We start from the raw sequence: 17235 nt of genomic DNA, 5'->3' as shown, positions 1-17235 counted from the left end.
TTCCTCCGTATCCGAACCGCGTACCGTCCCCCATACCGTGACCGAGACACTGCCCGCCCCCGTCTCCGCCCCGCAGCAGAGCCTGCAGGTAAGCAACGAGCAGTACATGTATTTCACCGAACGCGACATCGACCGCATCCTCGAAAACCTCGACGGTCTGCGCGAACGGGTATTCCCCAAGCTGCATGGCGAAGACGGCCTCGACGCACGCCACGCCCAGCACTTCCCGTCGGTGTGCCTGATCGGCCTCGGCCGGTGCGGCTCCAACATCGCCCTCGACGTAGCCTCGCTGGTGTACAACGCCCGGCGCTTCTACCTCAACGAATTCAGCGCCCAGGAAAAGAACGGCGAACAGCGCCCGGCCAGCTGGATCCGCAGCAACCTTCGCCTGTCCTCCGGGCGCAGCGCCAAGCCGGTATTCCTGATCGAGCCGCTGGTGATGCTCGGCGACCTGGACAAGGACATCGAGGGGCGCATCCGCTTCTCGCGCAAGGCCGAGACCAACGGCTTCCTCGACGACTACAGCAAGATGAAGATCATGGACCTGTCCGAGGTCCATGCCGGCGGCGCCGGTAACGCACCGATCCTCGGCCAGTACCTGGCCAAGATCATCCTCAACAAGGACACCCAGCGTTTCTCCAACGCCGACTGGAAGTTCATCCACAGCTACCTGATCGACTCCTGCGGCATCAAGGCCAACCAGTCGCGCCTGTACTTCTACATCTTCAGCGCCGGCGGCGGCACCGGCTCGGGCATGGCCTCGGAATTCGGCCTGGCCCAGCAGTTCGCCTACATGAGCAAGACCTTCGACACCAAGCAGGAGAGCAGCAGCGAGGACAACCGCGGTCACTCCTTCGTCTTCGAGCCGATCTTCACCAGCGGCATCTGCATCCTGCCGAACATCTCCGATCAACGCATCGAGATGTCCGAAGCCCTGCACATCAACGCCGGCCGCCTGCTGTGCAAGTACCTCGCCGAGGAGTGGGACTTCTCCTACAACTTCGACAGCGAAGAAACCGGCGAAGAGAGCGTGATGCGCCGCATCCGCCCGTGGAACGCCATGATGCTGATCTCCAACGACATCATGCGCTACGCCGAAGAGAGCGACGGCGGCAACGTACAGAACATCGACGTGAACGCCATGGAGCGCCACGCCAACCAGTACATCTCGCAGCAGATCTTCAACATCCTCACCGCCCAGGCGGTGACCACCGACTACGATCAGAACTACTTCCGCCGCGCCGGCATCGACATCGGCGAGACCATCCGCCTCGATGCAAACGACCTGTTCATGAGCCTGGCCGGCCCGGTGGCCGTGGCCTACGCGGAATCCGTGGTAGCCGAGCAGGCCCAGCCGGCCACCACCGAGAAGTTCAAGGTGTTCGAGAAGGAGCAGCCCAAGCTCAACATCGACGACCTGTTCTTCCGCTCCATCGATTTGCCACACTTCAACAAGACCACCCAGGCCATCGAGGGCATCAGCCTGCTGCCGATCGAGGCCAAGCGCTACCGCGCGGCCCTGGAGCAGTACAAGAAGTCCAACTTCGACGCCAGCGCCCTGAGCGACCTGCACTTCTTCAAGAACTGCTCCTCGGTGGTGTCCATCGTCTCGCTGCCGAAGGACTACAAGCTGTCCTACATGGACCTTAACCGGCTCAAGACCCACCTCAACAGCCTGTTCCCCAACACCACCCTGAAGCGCTACGCCCTGGTGATCGGCGCCTCGGCCAACCTGTCGCTGACCACCCTGATCGTCAAGAGCCCGTGCCTGTCGGACGACTTCCTGACCCTGATCGTCGCCTTCATCAAGCGCTGCTTCGCCCGCGACCAGTACCGCTACGACGAGAGCCTGGACAACGCCATGCTCGACTTCATCGTCTCCGAGGACTTCGACGAGGCGCGCATCGAGGCAATGCTCAACGAGTACGAGAACCCGGCGAAGATCCTCGACACCAACTGGTACGCGATCAAGCCGATGTACGAGAAGAAGTACCGCGAGCTGATCCACGACCAGGACAAGTTCGTCTCGATCAACGACATCCGCTTGTCCCGCGAAAGCGTGAAGAAGGCCATCAAGTACCTGCGCGAGATCTACCGCCACCGCGTCGGCAAGACCCGGGTCATCTCGCTCAACGACTACGCCAAGGACTGACAGATCGAGCAAAGCGAAAAGGCCCGCATCTGCGGGCCTTTTCGTTCACGGCAGGGAAGCCTGCCAGCGCGGCAGCCAATCCAGGCTTGCCTGGGTCGCCCCACTCGGTCTGTACTCCGCGCCCAGCCAGCCTTGGTAGCCACTGGCAATGAGAGCCTGCAACTGCGCCTCCAGCGCCAGCTCGCCAGTGCCAGGCGCCCCGCGCCCTGGGCAATCGGCGAACTGCACATGCCCTATCCTGCCCTGCAGATGAGCAAGGCATTCGGCAAAGTCCAGTTCCTGCCTGGCCATGTGGTAAAGGTCCAGCTGCGCCAGACAGTTCGGATGATTCACCCGCCGCAACAACTCCGCCAACTGCTCAGCCGTATTGATAAGGAAGCCCGGCATGTCCAGTGGGTTGATTGCCTCGCACAACACACGGATGCCCATGTCCTGAAATCGCTGCGCAGCCTTACGCAGATTGGCCTCTAGCGTGGATAACGCCTGCTCGCGGGTGACGCCTTCAGCCAAGCGCCCTGGCAGCACATTGACACAGAGTGGCCGGACCACCGCAGCATAATCGAGAGCCTGCTGCAGAGCCCGATCGAACTCTGCCTGCAGCGCGGGCACTGCTGCCAGCCCCGCCCCTCCCGCCATCAAATCGCCGGCGGGAAGATTGATAAGTACCAGGGGCATCGACGAAGACTGCAGCGCGTCGCGCAGCAACGGCGCGGCAACCTCATAGGGAAACTGAATCTCCACCCCGTCGAAACCAGCCGCAGCAGCCGCAGCGGGACGCTCTTGCAAGGGCTGTTCGGCAAATAGCAAAGACAGGTTGGCAGCGATTTTCATGAGCCGCTCTCACGCAGCAGCTGGACCAGCGTCGCCGGATCCTGCTCCAGATACCCCTGACTACCGTGCAGCCGCATCAACTGGGCAGCCAGGCCACTCATGGGCGTGGCACCACCCTGCTCGCGAGCCAGCTTTACCGCAGTATCCAGGTCCTTGAGCAGTGTGCGGACATGCCACTTGGCCGGCTCGAAGCGGCTCTCAGCCATCTGCGGGGCCAGTATCTGCAAGGGCCTGGAATCGGCGAAGCCTCCGGCCAGGGCCTGCGCAAGCATCGCCGCATCGACTCCCGAGCGCTCTGCCAATGCGACCACTTCGGCAATCACCAGCGCATTGCAGGCAACCAGCATCTGGTTGCAGACCTTGGTGACCTGCCCGGCGCCCACGTCGCCCATGTGCGTCAGACGCTGACCAAGGTGCGCCAGGACCGGGCGAACCCGCTCTAAGTCCTCCGCCCGACCACCAGCCATGATCGCCAGGGTGCCCGCCTCTGCGCCCGGCGTACCGCCGGAGACTGGCGCATCCACCCAGTGCATACCCGTGCGCGCGCCCAACTCCGAGGCCATCTCGCGGGTGGCCGCCGGTTCCAGGCTGGAAAAATCGACCAGCAACTGGCCGGGGCGAGCGTGCTCGACCAGCCCTCCTTGGCCGAAGACCACTTCACGCACTACCGCCGTGTCGGCCAGGCACAGCATCACGATATCGGCCCGCTCACATAGATCGCCGACGGAGGAAACAACCTCGGCCCCTTCATCGGCCAAGACGGCGCACTTCTCAGCAGAACGATTCCACACACTCAACGGATAACCGGCCGCCAGCAGGCGCCGGGCCATGGGAAGGCCCATCAAGCCGATACCGGCGAATCCGAGCGAAGGTTGCATTGCAGACACGACTGACTCCTGGCGGCTTTTGCGAAGGCGCAGTGTAATCTGTCGCGCAGAAAGCAAAAAAGCCGGTCATGGACCGGCTTTTTTCAGGAAGGGAGGCTAGGTGTCAGTTGACGCTCAGCTTGTCGCGATTCTTCTCCAGCGTTGCCGGGCCAATACCTTTGACTTCCAGCAGCTCATCGACCGATGCAAAAGGACCGTTGCTGTTACGGTGATCGACTATGGCCTGGGCCTTCGCCGGCCCAATACCCAGCAGCCCCGCCTCGAGGGTTGCAACATCAGCGGTGTTGAGATTGATCTGACCTTCGACCTGCTGAACCTGCTCGGCGGGCGCCGTAGAGGACTTGGCCGGCTCAGTAGTCGCGGCATTGGCGGTCAGCGATACGGCGCAAGAAAGCAGCAGGATGGCGAGAGACTTCTTGTACATGGTGAGGCTCCTTGTATTCAGTGAGGCGTGACTTCCTGATCACGCCCCTGAAATCTAGCCATCATCCCAGGGCTGTCAAACGGCCACTACTTAGGTTCTGTGCGACGCTGCACATGTATCCAGTCGACTATCTCTCCTTCTGGAGAGTATCCACTGACCGTCTCACGCAGTAGTTGCCGAACTCGATCGTAATCATCCTTGACCAATGCAAGCAGCATCTCGTCGAGAATCAACTTCATGCTGTCCCAAGGCAGGTGCTCCTCATTGGCGCACATGATCATCGGGTGGCCAGTTGGGCTGACGTTGTCGCCGATCAGCAACTCCTCATAGAGCTTTTCACCCGGCCGCAAACCGGTGAACTGAATATCGATATCTCCTTGCGGGTTACGCTCGGAGCGAATGTTCAGGCCAGAAAGATGGATCATCTTCTCGGCCAACTCGAGGATCTTGACTGGCTGCCCCATGTCCAAGACAAACACATCACCACCCTGCCCCATGGCACCAGCCTGGATCACGAGCTGCGCGGCCTCGGAAATGGTCATGAAATAACGCGTGATAGATGGATGGGTTACGGTCACCGGCCCACCACGCCGGATCTGCTCACGGAACAACGGAATTACCGAGCCGGAAGAACCCAGCACGTTGCCGAAACGCACCATGGTGAAGTGTGTCTTGTTGACCTGGTGCACTCCGCCCGTATCGCTGAACAAAACAGGGGCAGCCTCCAGGCTCAGTGCCTGCAACACCAACTCTGCCAGCCGCTTGGTGCTTCCCATGATATTCGTGGGGCGAACGGCCTTATCGGTGGAGATCAGCACAAAGTGATCAACGCCGGCCTTGAGCGCAGCCTGTGCGGCACTCAAGGTTCCAAATACGTTATTGCGCACACCCTCTGCAATATTGTGCTCGACCATCGGTACATGCTTGTACGCAGCAGCGTGATAGACAGTGTTTACACCCCAGGCTCGCATCACCTCCAGCAAGTGCTCTTGCGAGCGCACCGAGCCGAGTATGGGCACCAGGCGAATGGGCAAAGATTCCCGCCGAACGATTGCCTCCAGCTCGAGATGAATGCTGTAGAGGTTGAACTCGGCGTGTTCGAACAACACTAGGGTTCTAGGCTGGCTGCCAACCAGTTGACGGCATAGTTCAGAGCCTATCGAGCCACCAGCCCCGGTCACCATCACTACCTTGTCGCGGATGCAGCGCTCAAACAGTTCAGCCTGAGGCGGCACCGCATCTCGCCCCAGCAAGTCAGCGATATCGACCTCTTGAATATCATCGACACGAACCCGGCCACTGGCCAAGTCCATGATGTCGGGGACTGAGCGAATATGAAGGGGAAAGGGCTCAAGGTGATGCAAGATCTCTTTACGACGGGCGCGACTGGCGGATGGTATTGCCAGGAGAATTTCCTGAGCCCCGGTCTCATTGATCAACTGGGAGATATGCTTGGGCTTGTAAACCTTCAGCCCGGCAATGACACGGGTGGCAATGCTGTCGTCGTCATCGATGAACGCCACTGGCCGCATTGAGCGCCCCATGCGTAACGCGGCCACCAGCTGATTACCCGCGGTACCAGCCCCATAGACGGCAACGCGAGGCAATGAATCGTCCTTGCTAGACAGATTGATAGCGGCACGGACATTGAACCAGTCGCCCATAAAATACTGGCGCATCAGCAGGCGGAGACCACCAGCCAACACCAGACTCAGCCACCAGTAATTGAACACCAAGGAGCGCGGGACGACTACAGCCGCACCTTTATGCCAATACACCACCAAGGCCAGTAGCAACGCGGAGAAAGTCACCGCTTTAAAAATAGTTACCAGGGCATCATTACCCAGATAACGCAACACTGCTCGGTACATGCCGGCGCGAATATAGACGGGGATGGCGATAAGAGGAGCCGATACAAACAGCCACAGATAATCGCCGAAGGGATTGATCAGCTTGTCCGACCCCAAGCGAACCCAGAAGGCCAGCCATAGCGCACCCCAGCAAATCAGAACGTCAGCCCCAACCTGCAGCAATCGCTTATATCTACGCGGCCAACTAACCAGCCAGGAACGAATATTCATAGGCCTCATGCCCTTGTTTCAATCAGATTGGCCGGCTCGGAATTTCAGAGCCAAAAGAACTAGCGGCACATACGCCAATGAAAGCACCAGCCAATCGTTCCCATGAAATGCAGCCCAGACAGCCAGCGGGGCCAGCCAGAATAAATTTATAGCTGCTACAGCCAGGGTAACCGGTAGGTGCCGGCCATACCTTCTCGAGGCATATTGATAAGCATGGCTGCGGTGTGCCTGATAGATCTTTTCGCCACGCAGCAGCCTGCGAACCAAGGTGACACTAGCATCAACCAGAAAAACGCCTAGCAATATCAGCCAAGAAACAAAAAGCTGGGGTTCCACCCAAGCCATATGCAAAGAGAGCATGCCCAGCATCAGCCCGAGGAAGCCACTGCCAGCATCGCCCATAAAAATTTTCGCAGGCGGGAAATTCCACAGTAGAAACCCCAGCGAAGCCAAACCGAGCACAGCCGGCATCAACGCTACCTGCCAACGGCCCATCAAAACACAAATCAACACCACAGACAGGCAGGTGGTAACCGCTTCGATGCCCGCGATGCCGTCGATACCATCCATGAAATTATAGAGATTGAGTAGCCAGACTAGGTAAAAGGTGCCAAGAACAACCCCCAACCAATCCAGCTCTATATTCGTATCACCAACGACTACAGCGGGCGCGCCTCCCAGCCAGTAGAGTCCCCAAATAGCGGCGACAAAATGGATGAGTAAACGCCAGCGAGCGGGGACGTGCCCATGGTCATCAAGAAACCCAATCAGGGCCACAAGCAATCCGGCCCCAAGCAGGGCGACCGCCAGAGACGCAGAGATCCATTCGCATAGCCACAGCACCAGTAGCGCCAGCAGGAAGCTCAGCACGATAGCCATGCCTCCGCCTCGCGGGGTGGGCACACTATGGGAGCTGCGCTGATTAGGCACATCCAGGAGATTGCGATGGAGCGCATACTGCCGCAGACCACCTGTCACAGCCCATGAAAGCAGCAAAACGGCGGGCAGAAGCCAGGCCAGAGTCAGCATCTTTCCCTCCTTAGAAAATCCTCAGCAGTAATGCGCAAAGCCTCTTGATTACTGATAGGTGGCGTCCAGGCCAGTAGCATTCGGTTTTTCTCGATATCGACCTGCAAGGAACCGTACAGCCGCAGTATCAGGGCATCACGCCTCGTAACTCGCAGCAGCATCCGCAGTAAAGGGGACGCCCAACCGCAGAGGCGAGCCGGTCGATTCAGCGCAAAACCCAGGCGACGCAGCAGCTCGCTGGTAGATAAATCCTCGCCATCGCTAACGAGAAAAATCTGGTTAGCCGCTGCGGGATGTCTGATACAACACACCAGCAGATCGACCAGATTGTCTAGGGCTACCAGGCTGCGCCGATTGTCGATGCGCCCGAGCGGCAGAGGGATACCACGCTGCAGCCATCGCATCATGCTGAGAAAGTTGGCGCGCACCCCAGGGCCGTAGACCAGCGGAGGACGAACTATCACTACCTCCATGCCAGTTTCACGAGCAATCTGGCGAAGCCCCTGCTCGGCCTCGTACTTCGATACGCCATAGGGGTCCGTAGGTGCCGGCAATGCATCTGCGTGAAAAGGCGAGCCAGGCAGGCTCGATTCGCCATTGACCTTGATAGAGCTAAGAAACACGAAACGTCGCACGCCTGCAGTCGCAGCCGCACGAGCGAGAGTCAAGGTACCGTCAACATTCACCCGGCGAAACTCGGCCAGCGGATCTTGGGACTGCTCATGCATCACATGAACTCGCGCTGCCGTATGTATGACCGCGCACACCCCTTGCAACTGCTTAGGCTCGATCAGCGCATCCTCGATATTGCCCATCTCGAGGAAGTCATAGTGGCCGTCACCAAGCCCGGGCGACTGGCGCCGCACACCTGCAACCACTTGAATGGCAGGCTCAGCGGCAAGGCGCCGAAGCAATGCCCCACCGATAAACCCGGAGGCCCCCGTCACCAGCACACGCATCATGGACGTGCACTCCACGGCAGTACAGCAAATCGATCTTTTCGCCACTCAGAAACCAGCCACAAGGCACAGCAATTCATAAAAACTCAATCAGCCTTGTTAGCTTTAATCCCAATAGCTCTGCGAGCTGAGGCCCAAAGGCTGAGCAGTAATGCGCCCAGCAAGCCAAGCACAAAGGCCATGATCAGAAAAATGGAAAACGGCAGCTCCGGGGTAACCCAGAACAGGAAATGAAATTGGGAACGCTGGGGGTTCTGCAGCATGAGGGCCAGAATAATCATGCCGACCAGCACGAGAGCTCCAAGCCAAATTAGGCGTCTAATGCCATTCAGCATATTTAGCTCCTTGCGAATCGCACCGAGAACGGCTCACTCATCCTCATTGACGCGATCACGTAACTCCTTACCAGGCTTGAAGTGCGGCACGAACTTGCCATCCAGGCGCACGGACTCACCGGTTTTAGGATTACGCCCCACGCGGGGTGCACGATAGTGCAGGGAAAAACTACCAAAGCCGCGAATTTCGATGCGATCACCAGTAGCCAGAGCCTGGGACATCTGCTCCAGCATGGTCTTGATCGCCAGTTCCACGTCCTTCGAAGACAGTAGCCCCTGGTGATTGACAATACGCTCGATCAACTCCGACTTGGTCATGGTTTTCCCTTCTTTTTCAAGCGGCTAGATCATCTAGTAGGGTGTTTTTAGCACGCCTGCCAATGTTTGGATAGCCCGAATGTCAAGAGGGGAAATGCCGCGACGAAGACATCGCACGGCACAAATGAAAAAGGGCGACCGAAGTCGCCCTTTTTCCAGAAGCACCTGAACTTAGTTCTGGTTCATCTGAGCACGGATCAGATCACCGATGGTGGTCGGACCAGTGGTTTCGGCTTCCTGCTTGTTACGCAGCTCTTTCATCGCGTCCTTTTCGTCTTCGACGTCTTTGGACTTGACGGACAGGCTGATAACGCGGGACTTGCGGTCGATGCTGATGATCTTGGCTTCGACTTCGTCGCCTTCTTTCAGCACGTTACGGGCGTCTTCAACGCGGTCACGGCTGATTTCGGAAGCTTTCAGGATGCCTTCGATGTCGCCACCCAGGCTGATCACGGCGCCCTTGGCGTCCACTTCCTTGACGGTACCGCGCACGATGGTGCCTTTCTCGTTCAGGGAGGCGTAGTTGGAGAACGGATCGTCTTCCAGCTGCTTGATGCCCAGGGAGATGCGCTCGCGCTCCGGATCAACGGAGAGGATGACGGTTTCCAGCTCGTCGCCCTTCTTGAAACGACGTACGGCTTCTTCGCCCACTTCGTTCCAGGAGATGTCGGACAGGTGAACCAGACCGTCGATGCCGCCGTCCAGACCAATGAAGATACCGAAATCGGTGATCGACTTGATGGTGCCGGAGATCTTGTCGCCCTTGTTGAACTGGCCGGAGAAGTCTTCCCACGGGTTCGACTTGCACTGCTTGATGCCCAAGGAGATACGACGACGCTCTTCGTCGATGTCGAGAACCTGAACTTCCACTTCGTCGCCAACCTGAACGACTTTGGACGGGTGGATGTTCTTGTTGGTCCAATCCATCTCGGATACGTGCACCAGACCTTCCACGCCTTCTTCCAGCTCGGCGAAGCAGCCGTAGTCGGTCAGGTTGGTGACTTTGGCGGTAACACGAGTACCTTCCGGGTAGCGCGCTTTGATGGCGACCCATGGATCTTCGCCCAGCTGCTTCAGACCCAGGGAGACGCGGTTGCGCTCGCGGTCGTACTTCAGAACCTTGACGTCGATCTCGTCGCCAACGTTGACGATCTCGGACGGGTGCTTGATGCGCTTCCAGGCCATGTCGGTGATGTGCAGCAGACCATCTACGCCGCCCAGGTCAACGAACGCACCGTAGTCGGTGAGGTTCTTGACGATACCTTTGACCTGCTGGCCTTCCTGCAGGGATTCCAGCAGAGCTTCGCGCTCGGCGCTGTTCTCGGCTTCCAGCACGCTGCGACGGGAAACGACAACGTTGTTGCGCTTCTGGTCCAGCTTGATGACCTTGAACTCCAGCTCTTTGCCTTCCAGGTGAGTGGTATCACGCACCGGACGTACATCGACCAGGGAGCCCGGCAGGAACGCGCGGATGCCGTTGACGTCAACGGTGAAGCCGCCTTTGACCTTGCCGTTGATAACGCCCTTGACCACTTCCTCAGCATTGAAAGCGGCTTCCAGAACCAGCCAGGACTCGGCACGCTTGGCTTTCTCGCGGGACAGCTTGGTTTCACCGAAGCCGTCTTCCACTGCGTCCAGCGCAACGTGGACTTCGTCACCGACCTTGATGGTCAGCTCGCCTTGTTCGTTGAAGAACTGGTCGAGCGGGATGACGCCCTCAGACTTCAGGCCGGCATGCACGGTGACCCAGTCACCGTCGATGTCGACCACGATGCCGGTGATGATGGCACCCGGCTGCATGTCGAGGGATTTCAGGCTTTCTTCAAAAAGTTCTGCAAAGCTTTCGCTCATGTTGATTCCTGTTGATCAAGGGCGGGGATTCGCCCAAACCACACTCCAGACAATGTGGGTTCGTTCATGTAAAAAGAGGCCTGCGGGACTATGACTGGTCTCCCGCACGCCTCCTTGCGAGCCTTTCGACTTAAGTCAGCCGTGGCTCATTGCCCTGCGAGATCGCGATTGGCGACCTCGCTGAGAATTCTTTCCATTACCTGCTCAATGCTCAGCTCGGTGGAGTCCAGTTGAATGGCGTCGATCGCCGGCTTCAGAGGAGCCACTGCACGCTGCATGTCACGCTCATCGCGCGCACGAATCTCGTCTAGCAGACTCGGCAGGCTAACACCTCCAACTTTTCCTTTCAACTGAAGATAGCGCCGACGGGCACGCTCCTCGGCGCTGGCAGTCAGGTAGATCTTCAGCGGAGCGTCCGGGAACACCACGGTTCCCATGTCGCGACCGTCGGCCACCAGGCCCGGCGCCTCGAGAAAAGCGCGCTGGCGCTGCAATAGCGCCTCACGCACCGCCGGCAGCGAAGCGACCATGGAGGCGCCGGCACCGACCTGCTCGTTACGGATGGCGTCGGTGACTTCGTCACCCTCGAGGATGATGCGCTTGTCGATGAACTGAACGTCCAGATGGGCGGCCAGTGCCTTCAGCGCTTCTTCATTGGTCAGGTCGATGCCGTGGTTGCCGGCAGCAAACGCCAGCAGACGATAGAGGGCGCCCGAGTCCAGAAGGTTCCAACCCAGCTTGCTGGCCAGCAGACCAGCAATGGTGCCCTTGCCCGAGCCGCTCGGCCCGTCGATGGTGATGACTACAGCGCTCATGCCTTGCCCTCCTCCGCCACACGGATGCCGACCTGCGCGGCAAGGCCGAGGAAGTTGGGGAAGGATGTAGCGACGTTGGCGCAATCGTGGATACGGATCGGCGCACCGGCGCGCAGCGAGGCCACGCTGAAGGACATGGCGATGCGGTGGTCACCATGGCTCCACACCTCGCCACCACCAAAAGCACCGCCCTCGATGATGATGCCGTCCGGGGTCGGCTCGGCCTTCACGCCCAGGGCGATCAGCCCATCGGCCATGACCTGGATGCGATCGGATTCCTTGACTCGCAGCTCTTCGGCGCCACGCAGCACGGTGCGCCCTTCGGCGCAGGCGGCAGCGACGAACAGTACCGGGAACTCGTCGATGGCCAGCGGCACCAGATCTTCCGGGATGTCGATACCCTTGAGCTTGGCGGCGCGCACACGGATGTCCGCAACCGGCTCACCGCCGACTTCACGCTGGTTTTCCAGAGTGAGGTCGGCCCCCATCAGCTTGAGGATGTCGATCACGCCGGTGCGGGTCGGGTTGATGCCGACGTGCTCCAGCACCAGCTCGGAGCCCTCAGCGATGCTGGCGGCGACCAGGAAGAAGGCAGCCGAGGAAATGTCCGCCGGCACTTCGATATGGGTGGCGCCGAGCTTGTGGCCGGATTCGACGGTAGCAACGTTGCCGTCCACGGTCACCGGGTAACCGAAGCCACGCAGCATGCGTTCAGTGTGGTCGCGGGTCGGCGCCGGCTCGGTCACAGAGGTCTCGCCGGCGGCGTACAGGCCGGCCAGCAGCAGGCAGGACTTGACCTGAGCACTGGCCATCGGCATCTCGTAGCTCATGCCGGTCAGACGCTGGCCGCCCTTGATGTGCATCGGCGGACGGCCTTCCGGGCCGGTCTCGATCACCGCACCCATCTCGCGCAGCGGCTTGGCCACGCGGTTCATCGGGCGCTTGGACAGCGAGGCGTCGCCGGTCAGCACGGTATCGAACGGCTGCGCAGCCAGCAGGCCGGAGAGCAGGCGCATGGAGGTGCCGGAGTTACCCAAGTACAGCGGGCCGGGCGGCGGTTTCAGGCCATTCAGACCCACGCCGTGAATGGTCACCTTGCCGTGATGCGGACCTTCGATCACCACGCCCATGTCGCGGAAGGCCTGCAGAGTGGCCAGGGCGTCTTCGCCCTCGAGGAAGCCTTCCACCTGAGTGGTGCCTTCGGCCAGCGAGCCGAGCATGATCGAGCGGTGCGAGATGGACTTGTCGCCCGGCACGCGGATGCGGCCGGAGAGAGAGCCACCAGGATTGGCGAGGTAGATCAGATCATTCGAGTGCATGGCGTCCACATAGGCCCTGCGGGCCAGGATTTTGCTGAAATGCTCGCGGGCATGCCGGGCGCGGGTGAACACGCCCAGCAACTGATGCCCGTCCCCAGCGTCGACCGCGCCGCGCAGGGCGTCGAGGTCGTCGCGAAATGCGTCGAGGGTGCGCAACACCGCCTCGCGGTTGGCGAGGAAGATGTCGTGCCACATCACCGGGTCGCTGCCGGCAATCCGCGTGAAGTCGCGGAAACCGCCGGCGGCGTAACGGAATATCTCAAGGTTTTCGCTGCGCTTGGCCAGCGAATCGACCAGGGTAAAGGCCAGCAGGTGCGGCAGATGGCTGGTGGCGGCCAGCACCTGATCGTGGTGCTCCACCTCCATGTGCTCTACGTCGGCACCGAGGGCGCGCCACAGACCGTCGATCAGCGTCAGCGCCTCGGCATCGGTAGAGGCCTGCGGCGTGAGAATGACCTTGTGGCGACGGAACAGTCCGGCGTTGGAGGCCTCCACCCCGCTCTGCTCGGAGCCGGCGATGGGATGCCCCGGAACGAAGCGCGACACCTTGCCATCGAAGGCCAGGCGCGCCGCGCGCACCACATTGCCCTTGGCGCTACCCACATCGGTGAGCACGGCATTGCCCAGATCGAGCGCAGCCAGCTGGGCCAGCACCTTTTCCATAGCCAGGATAGGCACCGCCAACTGGATCACCGCGGCGCCCTGACAGGCGGCCGCCAGCTCGCTCTCGCAGCGGTCGACCACGCCCAGCTCCACAGCCAGGCGCCGTGACTCGGCATCCAGATCCACGCCCACCACCTCATCGAACAGCCCCTTCTCGCGCATACCCTTGGCGAAGGAGCCACCGATCAGGCCGAGCCCCACCACCACCAGGCGGCCGAGTCTGCGCGAAGCTTGTTGCAGCGGCATTGCATCAACCACGGAGCACTTGCTCCAGCGCTTCGAGGAAGCGGGCGTTCTCCGCCTCGGTGCCGATGGACACGCGCAGGAAGGTCGGCATGCCGTAACCGGCCACCGGACGCACGATTACCCCAGCGCGCAGCAGCGCCTGATTGATCGGCGCGGCATCACGCGCGAAGTCGACAGCGATGAAGTTGCCCTTGGAAGCAATCCAGCTCAGACCCAGGCGACGGAAACCGTCCTCCAGCTGCGCCATGCCGGCATCGTTGGTACGGCGACTGGCAGCCAGATAGTCGGCATCGTCCAGCGCCGCGCAGGCGGCGGCCAGGGCCAGGCTGTTGACGTTGAACGGCGCGCGCACGCGATTGAGCGTATCCGCCACCTGCGGCGAGCTCAGCGCATAGCCGACGCGCAGCGAAGCCAGGCCATAGGCCTTGGAGAAGGTGCGCGAGACCAGCAGGTTCGGGTAGCGCGCCAGGTAATCGAGGCCATCCGGCAGCTCGTCACCCTCGGCGTACTCGATATAGGCCTCGTCCAGCACAACCAGCACGTTCTCCGGCACGCGAGCGAGGAAGGACTCCAGCGCAGCCGGGCCGAACCAGGTGCCGGTCGGGTTGTTCGGGTTGGCGATGAACACCACACGGGTATTGGCGTCGATGGCCGCCAGCATGGCTTCCAGGTCGTGCCCATGATCCTTGGCCGGCACTGCCTTGCCCTGGGCGCCGACCGCCTGGGTAGCAATCGGATAAACGGCGAAGGCGTACTGGCTGAATACGGCATTCAGCCCCGGCGCCAGCCAGGCGCGCGCGACCAGATCGAGGATGTCGTTGGAGCCGTTGCCCAGGGTCACCTGGGCCACAGTCACGCCACAGCGCGCGGCCAGCCTGGACTTCAGTTCGAAACCGTTGCCATCCGGGTAGCGGGTCAGCTCGGCCAGTTCGGCGCGGATCGCCTCCAGCGCTTTGGGCGACGGGCCCAGCGGGTTCTCGTTGCTGGCCAGCTTGACGATGCCGGCAGGGTCGAGATTCAGCTCGCGGGCCAGTTCATCGACCGGCTTGCCCGGCACGTAGGGCGAGAGTTTCTGCACGCCCGGCACGGCCAGGGCGAGGAAGTCGCAGCTCATGAGCTCTCCTCAGACAATCACGCGGCTCAGAGAACCGCTTTCGGGTAGGAACCCAGCACTTTCAGGGCGACGGCTTCGCCGTTGATCTTTTCCAGCACGTCCTTGATCAGCGGATCCTGGTGGTGCCCCATGAAGTCGATGAAGAACACATAGGTCCACTTGCCGCTGCGCGACGGACGGGTCTCGATGCGGGTCAGGTCGATACCATTGGTATGGAACGGCACCAGCAGCTCGTGCAGGGCACCCGGTTTGTTGCGCATGGAGACGATGACCGAAGTCTTGTCGTCGCCGGTCGGCGGCACTTCCTGGCTGCCGATGATGAGGAAGCGCGTGGAGTTGTCCGGGCGATCTTCGATCTTTTCCTGCAGCTTGGTCAGGCCATAGAGATTGGCCGCCATGTCGCCGGCGATCGCCGCCGAGTTCCACTCGCTCTTCACCCGCTTGGCCGCGTCGGCATTGCTGGAAACAGCCACGCGCTCGACGTTCGGGTAGTGCGCATCCAGCCACTTGCGGCACTGGGCCAGGGACTGGGCATGGGAATAGATGCGGGTGATCTTGTCGGTCTTGGTTGTCTCGCCGACCAGCAGGTGGTGGTGGATACGCAGCTCCACCTCACCGCAGATGACCATATCGTGCTCGAGGAAGCTGTCCAGGGTGTGGTTGACCGCACCCTCGGTGGAGTTCTCCACCGGCACCACGCCGAAGTTGACCGCGCCGGCGGCCACTTCGCGGAACACCTCGTCGATCGCCGCCATCGGCTGGCTGATCACGGCGTGGCCGAAGTGCTTCAGCGCCGCAGCCTGGGAGAAAGTACCTTCCGGGCCCAGATAGGCGATCTTCAGCGGCTGCTCGAGGGCCAGGCAGGAGGACATGATCTCGCGGAACAGCCGCGCCATCTCCTCGTTGTCCAGCGGCCCCTTGTTCAGCTCCATGATGTGCTTGAGCACCCAGGCTTCGCGCTCGGGGCGGTAGAACACCGGCTTCTCACCTTCCGGCAGGGAAGCCATCTTCACCCGCGCCACGTCCTGGGCGCAGCGTGCGCGCTCGCTGATCAGCTCGAGGATCTTCTCGTCGAGGCTGTCGATGCGAACCCGCAGCGCCTTGAGCTGATCGGCGTCGCTCATCAGCCGTGCTCCTTCTCGAACTCGGCCATGTAGGCCACCAGAGCCTCCACGGCATCCAGGCCGGTGGCGTTGTAGATGGAGGCACGCATGCCGCCCACCGAACGGTGGCCTTTCAGATTGAGCAGGCCGCGAGCGTCGGCGCCGGCCAGGAAGGCCTTGTCCAGCTTCTCGTCGGCCAGGCGGAACGGCACGTTCATCCAGGAACGGGCGTTAGCGGCGATCGGGTTGCTGTAGAAGTCGCTGGCGTCGATGGCCTTGTACAGCAGGTCCTTCTTGGCCTTGTTGCGCTGCTCCATCGCAGCGACGCCACCCTGCTCCTTGAGCCACTCGAAGACCAGGCCGGAGAGGTACCAGGAGTAGGTCGCCGGGGTGTTGTACATGGAGCCGTTGTCGGCGGCGATCTTGTAGTTGAGCATGGTCGGACAGACGCTGCGGGCGCGGCCCAGCAGGTCTTCGCGGACGATGGCAACAACCAGGCCGCTCGGGCCGATGTTCTTCTGCGCGCCAGCGTAGATCAGGCCGAACTTGGACACGTCGACTTCGCGGGAGAGGATGTCCGAGGACATGTCCACCACCAGCGGGGTATCGCCCACCTCGGGAATCCAGTCGAACTGCAGGCCGCCGATGGTCTCGTTGCTGGCGTAGTGCACGTAGGCGGCGTCTTTCGACAGCTGCCACTCGTTCTGCCCGGGGATGGCGAAGTAGTCGTAGCCCTTGGCGCTGGCGGCGACATTGACGTTGCCGTAGCGACGCGCTTCTTCGATGGCCTTCTTCGACCAGATGCCGGTCTCGATGTAGTCGGCGGTACCGTCTTCCGGCAGCAGGTTCAGCGGAATCTCGGCGAACTGCTGGCTGGCACCACCCTGCAGGAACAGCACCTTGTAGTCGTTCGGGATGCTCAGCAGGTCGCGCAGGTCCTGCTCGGCCTTCTCGGCAATGGCCACGTACTCGTCGCTGCGGTGGCTCATCTCCATCACGGACAGGCCTTTGCCCTGCCAGTCGAGCATCTCGGCCTGGGCGCGTTGCAGTACGGCGGTCGGCAGCGCGGCCGGGCCGGCGCAGAAGTTATGGGCGCGTTTGCTCACGT

General features: G+C 61.0%; 15 protein-coding genes. 1 reads left to right on the top strand and 14 read right to left on the bottom strand.

Features of this window, described 5'->3' with window-relative positions:
• Positions 1–106: 106 nt before the first annotated feature.
• Positions 107–2152 (top strand): hypothetical protein, encoded by a 2046-nt coding sequence (locus PTT45_RS10145; RefSeq protein WP_443218176.1) that lies wholly within the window; start codon positions 107–109, stop codon positions 2150–2152.
• 45 nt (positions 2153–2197) lie between these two features.
• Here the strand turns inward: PTT45_RS10145 and PTT45_RS10140 are convergent, their stop codons facing one another.
• The 14 genes from PTT45_RS10140 to serC all read right to left on the bottom strand — a co-directional run bounded on the left by PTT45_RS10140 (position 2198) and on the right by serC (position 17233).
• Positions 2198–2983 (bottom strand): hydroxypyruvate isomerase family protein, encoded by a 786-nt coding sequence (locus PTT45_RS10140; RefSeq protein ID WP_273813086.1) that lies wholly within the window; start codon positions 2981–2983, stop codon positions 2198–2200.
• Positions 2980–3903 (bottom strand): NAD(P)-dependent oxidoreductase, encoded by a 924-nt coding sequence (locus PTT45_RS10135; protein WP_443218175.1) that lies wholly within the window; start codon positions 3901–3903, stop codon positions 2980–2982. The genes PTT45_RS10140 and PTT45_RS10135 overlap by 4 nt, the downstream gene beginning before the upstream one ends.
• 70 nt (positions 3904–3973) lie before the next feature.
• Complete coding sequence (locus tag PTT45_RS10130) at positions 3974–4294, bottom strand: ComEA family DNA-binding protein (protein WP_273813083.1); 321 nt, start codon at positions 4292–4294, stop codon at positions 3974–3976.
• A gap of 86 nt (positions 4295–4380) precedes the next feature.
• Positions 4381–6375, bottom strand: coding sequence for a polysaccharide biosynthesis protein (locus PTT45_RS10125; RefSeq protein WP_273813082.1), 1995 nt, complete (start codon positions 6373–6375; stop codon positions 4381–4383).
• Positions 6376–6393: 18 nt separating this feature from the next.
• Entirely contained in the window at positions 6394–7404 is a 1011-nt protein-coding gene (locus PTT45_RS10120; protein ID WP_443218172.1) for an MraY family glycosyltransferase, read from the bottom strand.
• Positions 7398–8366: an NAD-dependent epimerase/dehydratase family protein gene (locus PTT45_RS10115; protein WP_273813081.1), complete on the bottom strand. Its 969-nt coding sequence runs from the start codon at positions 8364–8366 to the stop codon at positions 7398–7400. Before PTT45_RS10115 ends, PTT45_RS10120 begins: the two co-directional genes overlap by 7 nt.
• 83 nt (positions 8367–8449) lie before the next feature.
• Positions 8450–8698, bottom strand: coding sequence for a lipopolysaccharide assembly protein LapA domain-containing protein (locus PTT45_RS10110; protein WP_273813080.1), 249 nt, complete (start codon positions 8696–8698; stop codon positions 8450–8452).
• Between the two features lie 33 nt (positions 8699–8731).
• Complete coding sequence (gene ihfB / locus PTT45_RS10105) at positions 8732–9016, bottom strand: integration host factor subunit beta (protein WP_021702346.1); 285 nt, start codon at positions 9014–9016, stop codon at positions 8732–8734.
• Between the two features lie 171 nt (positions 9017–9187).
• Complete coding sequence (gene rpsA, locus PTT45_RS10100; RefSeq protein WP_043310839.1) at positions 9188–10867, bottom strand: 30S ribosomal protein S1; 1680 nt, start codon at positions 10865–10867, stop codon at positions 9188–9190.
• Positions 10868–11013: 146 nt separating this feature from the next.
• The gene (cmk, locus tag PTT45_RS10095; RefSeq protein ID WP_273813079.1) at positions 11014–11682 is read right to left on the bottom strand and encodes a (d)CMP kinase; all 669 of its coding nucleotides are present in this window, start codon (positions 11680–11682) and stop codon (positions 11014–11016) included.
• Positions 11679–13910: a bifunctional prephenate dehydrogenase/3-phosphoshikimate 1-carboxyvinyltransferase gene (locus PTT45_RS10090; RefSeq protein ID WP_443218171.1), complete on the bottom strand. Its 2232-nt coding sequence runs from the start codon at positions 13908–13910 to the stop codon at positions 11679–11681. The genes cmk and PTT45_RS10090 overlap by 4 nt, the downstream gene beginning before the upstream one ends.
• A 4-nt stretch (positions 13911–13914) precedes the next feature.
• Complete coding sequence (gene hisC / locus PTT45_RS10085; RefSeq protein WP_273813077.1) at positions 13915–15024, bottom strand: histidinol-phosphate transaminase; 1110 nt, start codon at positions 15022–15024, stop codon at positions 13915–13917.
• A 26-nt stretch (positions 15025–15050) separates the two neighbouring features.
• Positions 15051–16148, bottom strand: coding sequence for a prephenate dehydratase (gene pheA, locus PTT45_RS10080; protein WP_192316769.1), 1098 nt, complete (start codon positions 16146–16148; stop codon positions 15051–15053).
• Complete coding sequence (gene serC / locus PTT45_RS10075; RefSeq protein ID WP_273813076.1) at positions 16148–17233, bottom strand: 3-phosphoserine/phosphohydroxythreonine transaminase; 1086 nt, start codon at positions 17231–17233, stop codon at positions 16148–16150. The genes pheA and serC overlap by 1 nt, the downstream gene beginning before the upstream one ends.
• Between the last annotated feature and the right edge of the window lie 2 nt (positions 17234–17235).

Source organism: Pseudomonas sp. Gutcm_11s (genome assembly GCF_028649395.1).
Classification (GTDB): Bacteria; Pseudomonadota; Gammaproteobacteria; order Pseudomonadales; family Pseudomonadaceae; genus Aquipseudomonas.
Note: the sequence above shows the minus strand (reverse complement) of the source record. Positions and strands in the feature narration are given on the sequence as shown.

What these genes read in the sequence shown, in the direction of transcription:
- PTT45_RS10145 (WP_443218176.1), top strand. Translation starts at nt 107, where the DNA reads ATGTATTTCACCGAACGCGACATCGACCGCATCCTCGAAAACCTCGAC.
- PTT45_RS10140 (WP_273813086.1), bottom strand. Translation starts at nt 2,983, where the DNA reads ATGAAAATCGCTGCCAACCTGTCTTTGCTATTTGCCGAACAGCCCTTG.
- PTT45_RS10130 (WP_273813083.1), bottom strand. Translation starts at nt 4,294, where the DNA reads ATGTACAAGAAGTCTCTCGCCATCCTGCTGCTTTCTTGCGCCGTATCG.
- PTT45_RS10125 (WP_273813082.1), bottom strand. Translation starts at nt 6,375, where the DNA reads ATGAATATTCGTTCCTGGCTGGTTAGTTGGCCGCGTAGATATAAGCGA.
- PTT45_RS10120 (WP_443218172.1), bottom strand. Translation starts at nt 7,404, where the DNA reads ATGCTGACTCTGGCCTGGCTTCTGCCCGCCGTTTTGCTGCTTTCATGG.
- PTT45_RS10115 (WP_273813081.1), bottom strand. Translation starts at nt 8,366, where the DNA reads ATGATGCGTGTGCTGGTGACGGGGGCCTCCGGGTTTATCGGTGGGGCA.
- PTT45_RS10110 (WP_273813080.1), bottom strand. Translation starts at nt 8,698, where the DNA reads ATGCTGAATGGCATTAGACGCCTAATTTGGCTTGGAGCTCTCGTGCTG.
- ihfB (WP_021702346.1), bottom strand. Translation starts at nt 9,016, where the DNA reads ATGACCAAGTCGGAGTTGATCGAGCGTATTGTCAATCACCAGGGGCTA.
- rpsA (WP_043310839.1), bottom strand. Translation starts at nt 10,867, where the DNA reads ATGAGCGAAAGCTTTGCAGAACTTTTTGAAGAAAGCCTGAAATCCCTC.
- cmk (WP_273813079.1), bottom strand. Translation starts at nt 11,682, where the DNA reads ATGAGCGCTGTAGTCATCACCATCGACGGGCCGAGCGGCTCGGGCAAG.
- PTT45_RS10090 (WP_443218171.1), bottom strand. Translation starts at nt 13,910, where the DNA reads ATGCCGCTGCAACAAGCTTCGCGCAGACTCGGCCGCCTGGTGGTGGTG.
- hisC (WP_273813077.1), bottom strand. Translation starts at nt 15,024, where the DNA reads ATGAGCTGCGACTTCCTCGCCCTGGCCGTGCCGGGCGTGCAGAAACTC.
- pheA (WP_192316769.1), bottom strand. Translation starts at nt 16,148, where the DNA reads ATGAGCGACGCCGATCAGCTCAAGGCGCTGCGGGTTCGCATCGACAGC.